This is a genomic window from Rhodococcus sp. FH8, assembly GCF_019266085.1.
Taxonomy (GTDB): domain Bacteria; phylum Actinomycetota; class Actinomycetes; order Mycobacteriales; family Mycobacteriaceae; genus Rhodococcus_F; species Rhodococcus_F qingshengii.
This window is the reverse complement of record NZ_LPNQ01000034.1, coordinates 1-4160: the sequence shown is the minus strand read 5'-3', so window position 1 is coordinate 4160 and position 4160 is coordinate 1. Positions and strand designations below refer to the sequence as shown.

Genomic DNA, 4160 nt, shown 5'->3' with positions numbered 1-4160 from the left:
AGCGTTGCCGGGACCGAATCTGACTCACAGCAGGTGGGGAACTATCTGGCCGTACGCGGGGAGAAACCATGGCCACAAAATGCGCCATAAATGGCCGCCAGTGGGGAGCTTACGATGGCCGTCGACAACCGGCACAGCCGAGGTCGACGAGTGGGGTTACCGGCGCGTCGACAACGTCACCGACGGCATTCTCGCGCTCTACTGTAAGGCTGTCGGCGATCAGGTGACCAAGGACGACATCTTCTTCTACGTCTACGGCCTCCTCCATGATCCGGCGTACCGGAACGCATACGCATCCGATCTGAAGAAGATGCTTCCGCACATCCCGACACCCGAGACCAGCGAGCGTTTTGAGGAGTTGGTATCGGCCGGTCGCCGCCTGGCAGATCTGCACGTCGACTACGAGACGGTCGATCCGTATCCCCTTGACGTACAACTCAAGTCAGGATCATCAGACGCAGACCGTGAAACGTGGCGGATAGCGAAGATGAAGTGGGACAAGAAAAAAGACCCCGATACCGGAAAGAATGTAGACGACCGCACCACCATCATCTACAACCCGAAGGTCACCATCTCTGGCATCCCAGAGGATGCCGATCGGTACATGCTCGCCTCGCGATCGGCGCTGGCATGGATCATCGACCGCTACCAAGTCAAGACCGACAAAGCCTCGGGCATTGTCAATGACCCCAACGACTGGTGCGACGAACACGATTACCCCACCTACATCGTTGACCTGATCAAGCGCGTCACCACGGTGGCAGTCGAGACGATGAAAATCGTCGACTCACTCGCATAAGGAGAAGCCGGAGGAATCGGCCACAGACAAGGGCCGATCCTCCGGCAGACGTCGACTCTAACAATCTAGATTGTTAGAAATAGGTATTTATCAGTAGTTTCATCGAACGCATTGGATTAGAGAGCTCCCGGCGTATCGTGGACCGGGCCGGTCCGGCAGAGTCACTGCAGCGATGCCGCCAACATTGCCTGCGCTTTGACCTTCCGCTACACGGCCGGCATCCCGCCCCCGAGGGTTCCCGGCCGTTCGGAGAGATCGACGCATTCCAGCAACAGCTCGAGCTCCTCGTTGGGTCGGTCATCTCGTTTGAGCCTGACGTGCTCCGCCCGGTTGCGTTGCACGTCGGGCGGGAGGTCACTATCGTCTGCGAGGGCGTAGGCGTCAACAGTGGGGGCGCGGCCAGGTCGGGGAGCTGTACCGAGCGATCGCCGGCGCAGACCAAGACGTTCACGATCGAGTCGAATGCTGTGAGATATAGCCCTCCAAGGAAATTCCCCGACTCCAACTTCTCTTCTTCCCTGGGACATTTGGGATCCAAGAGTACTCATGAAGCATTATAGGCTTTAGCGAGCGAAGGCAGGTCGAGCACAGTTCCTCTCTCACTGTTAGCTACCGGGTAGGTCTTGTATACAAGCGCAATAAAATCATTCCAATAAAGATCCTCCGTCGAATTGATGACGTGGTCTAGAATTTTGCGCTCAACTTCGGTTAAGGATTCAAAATCAACAGGTTGACCAGATCGTGCGATCAACGTCTTCGGGCGGCCATACATATTCTCAGTCTCCTCTACTGCGAGCAGAGTGGACCTGTCAGCAATGTCGCGGGTGTCGTCCACGTACGGGCCATAGTGATTGAACTTCCAAGAAATGGAGGATAGCTGATGCCCAATGGTGATACTAGAGCGCCAGTCTGCGAGGTAGAGCATCTTGGTTATGCGAGCCTTGGAGAGTTCGTGTTTATGTGGGTAATTTTCACACAAATAGGCGAGCATCAGCTCGACTTTACGTTCATCTGTGTTAGTCAACATGATCAGAACCCCCTCTCGGAAGGGCTGGTGCTGCGATCAATTGCTGTTGGAAGGCTCTTGTACGCACTTGCAATGTTACCCCAAGTCGCAGACTTTTCGACCTGTTCGATGAGCGTGTCGAGTTGCACTTGTGTCACCTTGTTCTGCAACTCAACGACAAGAACCCCGCCGTAGGTATTCTGTGAGCCTTGCGGGAACCGAATCCCAAAGACAACCCGAGGGCGCATGGTGAATCCATTTATTTCGTCGTCCAAATACCCCAAATCACGATGTTCCCGTTTATATGTTGACTTGTGCTCTGAGAATATACGGGAACATTTTCCTTCAGCCCAGGCCAATCCGAGACAACCTTTACCTTTAGGTTTAGTCAGTTCGTCGGCGGTCAGGCCAGACCTTTCCGGATCCGAAGCATAGCGACTGTAGAGTTTAAAGTAGTTCGAGTCAGCTGAGTCGTAAAGGCTCAGTCGGTGAGGTTCTGTAATGCTGCAATTTTCAGCAAGCCTCCGGAGAAGGCTCGCGTACATATCAGAGATAGTTATAACCATCCCGTTAATTGTGTCGACGTGATTATCTCGGTCGGCCGTCATCTTAGATAGTTCATCGTCAAGAGTGCTATTTATGCCTTGTAAGTCTTTTTGAGACCTGTTGTATACAACGGACCATATGATGCCGATGATGACCATCATAATAGCAGCAACGAATAGCAGTCCCTTGGCTCGATTGAAGGTTATATCGGTCATTGGGATAGCCCACGTAGATTGCGGAGCAATTATAAAGAAGGTGGGGATAGCTAACAGCACTGTCGATGCGCCAAGGAACCAGTCTGAGCCGTAAGGCCCAGTGACCCGCCATAGATACCGCCGCAAGTCAAGGAAGGGCGTCGGGTCTGAATCTGGAGTCGAGTCTGAATCTGGAGTCAATCTTGCTGGCCCTTCTGTCACTTTGCCGGGGCGCCAACAATGCCTACGCGATCATATGTAGGCCTTTGCGGATGCTGAGAAGGATGGATGGAACAATATTTAGAGCGAGGTCCTCATTTAACAAGGTCTTCATCATAGACTCTGGCCTCAAATTGGCCTCGTTTGGCCCGCGAAATGGCCGGGCATGAGTCTACTCACGCCAACTAATTTCACAGTTCAGAGCCCAGGAGATCCCTTTCTGACTGGTCACTGGAGTACTGCAGGCAATACTTCAAAGACTTTCACGGTCTGCCGCTGATCCCCAGAAACTCCCTACCCGATGAATCCCGTAGCACTCCCGTGACATGTCAGCGCGGAAGTCGTCATAGGCTCCCCTCAGGTATCCGATCAGCATCTGATGGAAGTCCGCGTTGGCGAAGAATTGGCTGAGTTTCCTGATCCCAAGTGCCGGACCCCTGCACTCGTGTCACTATCGGAAGCTCTGCGCCCGGGCTTGACAGAAGTAGCCGAACACCCAGCGCGGACATGTCGCAATTCCTTGGAATTGAGACATCCGCTCGTTCTGCGTGGGATCAGGTGTTGGTCCAGCCCACTGCGTCTCAGAAGGACATACCAAAACTAGAGTCTCACGATTGAGTGATGTGGCGACTTGTGGGACGTTTCGGACCTATGAGTACCGCGGCTTGAACCGGATACTTCGTCGGCCACCCCCGCGTCAGCACTGGCCGTGTCCTTGATGAGCGGAATGCACTTCTTGTCGAGAATAGATCTTGGTCTCAATAGGTCAACGCATCACCGACGATAACGGATCAGCCCCAGAAGATCGGATCGCCACCGTTTTCGATGTGATCGAGCAAATCCTGAACGTGAGGGCTCGGATCCAAGAACTGGTAGCGGTGAAATTTGAGGTGCCGGTCCCGCCAATACAGAGTCCACAGCCCGGTTTTCTTCGTGTAAGACAGGCGGGCGATCGGGAATCGCGTCCACTCCGGTCCGAAGTCCTCACGCCACGGCGGCCGGCATTCGCAGATCGTGACATGGCGCGGCGCGATGTCGCATTCGACCCGAATCTCATGACGCAGACGATCGGGAACTCTACTGGCGCAGTACTTCACGATACGGGCGACATCGAGTTCGGGGAGTCCGGTGGCAGCCATGACCATCATCATGCCAACCGCCGTTATGGCCAGCTTTGCTATCCAACTGCGGAGGAGCCGAGCACCTGGTCTTCTCGTTGGCGTGGACTGTTCCAGTCGAGCACCCGACGAGGCCGATTGTTGAGTCTTACCGCGATCGAATTCAGGTCCTCCTGGCTGAAAGTGCGCAGGTCAGCGTTCTTGCGCAGGTACTGGCGCAGGAGCCCGTTCGTATTTTCGTTCGTCCCTCGTTGCCACGGATGATGCGGGGCGCAAAA

The 4160-nt window shown here is 54.5% G+C and carries 4 protein-coding genes and 1 pseudogene; 1 reads left to right on the top strand and 4 read right to left on the bottom strand.

Features of this window, described 5'->3' with window-relative positions; genetic code table 11:
* Positions 1-94 precede the first annotated feature (94 nt).
* A pseudogene (locus ATN38_RS00320) lies at positions 95-799 on the top strand (type ISP restriction/modification enzyme); the annotation flags it as partial.
* A gap of 544 nt (positions 800-1343) precedes the next feature.
* On the opposite strand, the gene ATN38_RS00315 reads toward ATN38_RS00320, so the two are convergent.
* The 4 genes from ATN38_RS00315 to ATN38_RS00300 all read right to left on the bottom strand — a co-directional run.
* Positions 1344-1826 (bottom strand): Panacea domain-containing protein, encoded by a 483-nt coding sequence (locus ATN38_RS00315; protein WP_218747390.1) that lies wholly within the window; start codon positions 1824-1826, stop codon positions 1344-1346.
* 2 nt (positions 1827-1828) lie between these two features.
* Positions 1829-2566 (bottom strand): hypothetical protein, encoded by a 738-nt coding sequence (locus tag ATN38_RS00310; RefSeq protein ID WP_218747389.1) that lies wholly within the window; start codon positions 2564-2566, stop codon positions 1829-1831.
* A gap of 989 nt (positions 2567-3555) precedes the next feature.
* Entirely contained in the window at positions 3556-3903 is a 348-nt protein-coding gene (locus ATN38_RS00305) for a DUF3024 domain-containing protein (protein ID WP_218747387.1), read from the bottom strand.
* Between the two features lie 38 nt (positions 3904-3941).
* Positions 3942-4160, bottom strand: a 219-nt coding sequence (locus ATN38_RS00300; RefSeq protein ID WP_374104611.1) for a transposase, incomplete at its 5' end; no start/stop codon positions are given.

Excerpts from the sequence above, each read along its gene's own strand:
- ATN38_RS00315 (WP_218747390.1), bottom strand. The coding sequence starts at position 1,826 with ATGTTGACTAACACAGATGAACGTAAAGTCGAGCTGATGCTCGCCTAT.
- ATN38_RS00310 (WP_218747389.1), bottom strand. The coding sequence starts at position 2,566 with ATGACCGATATAACCTTCAATCGAGCCAAGGGACTGCTATTCGTTGCT.
- ATN38_RS00305 (WP_218747387.1), bottom strand. The coding sequence starts at position 3,903 with ATGGCTGCCACCGGACTCCCCGAACTCGATGTCGCCCGTATCGTGAAG.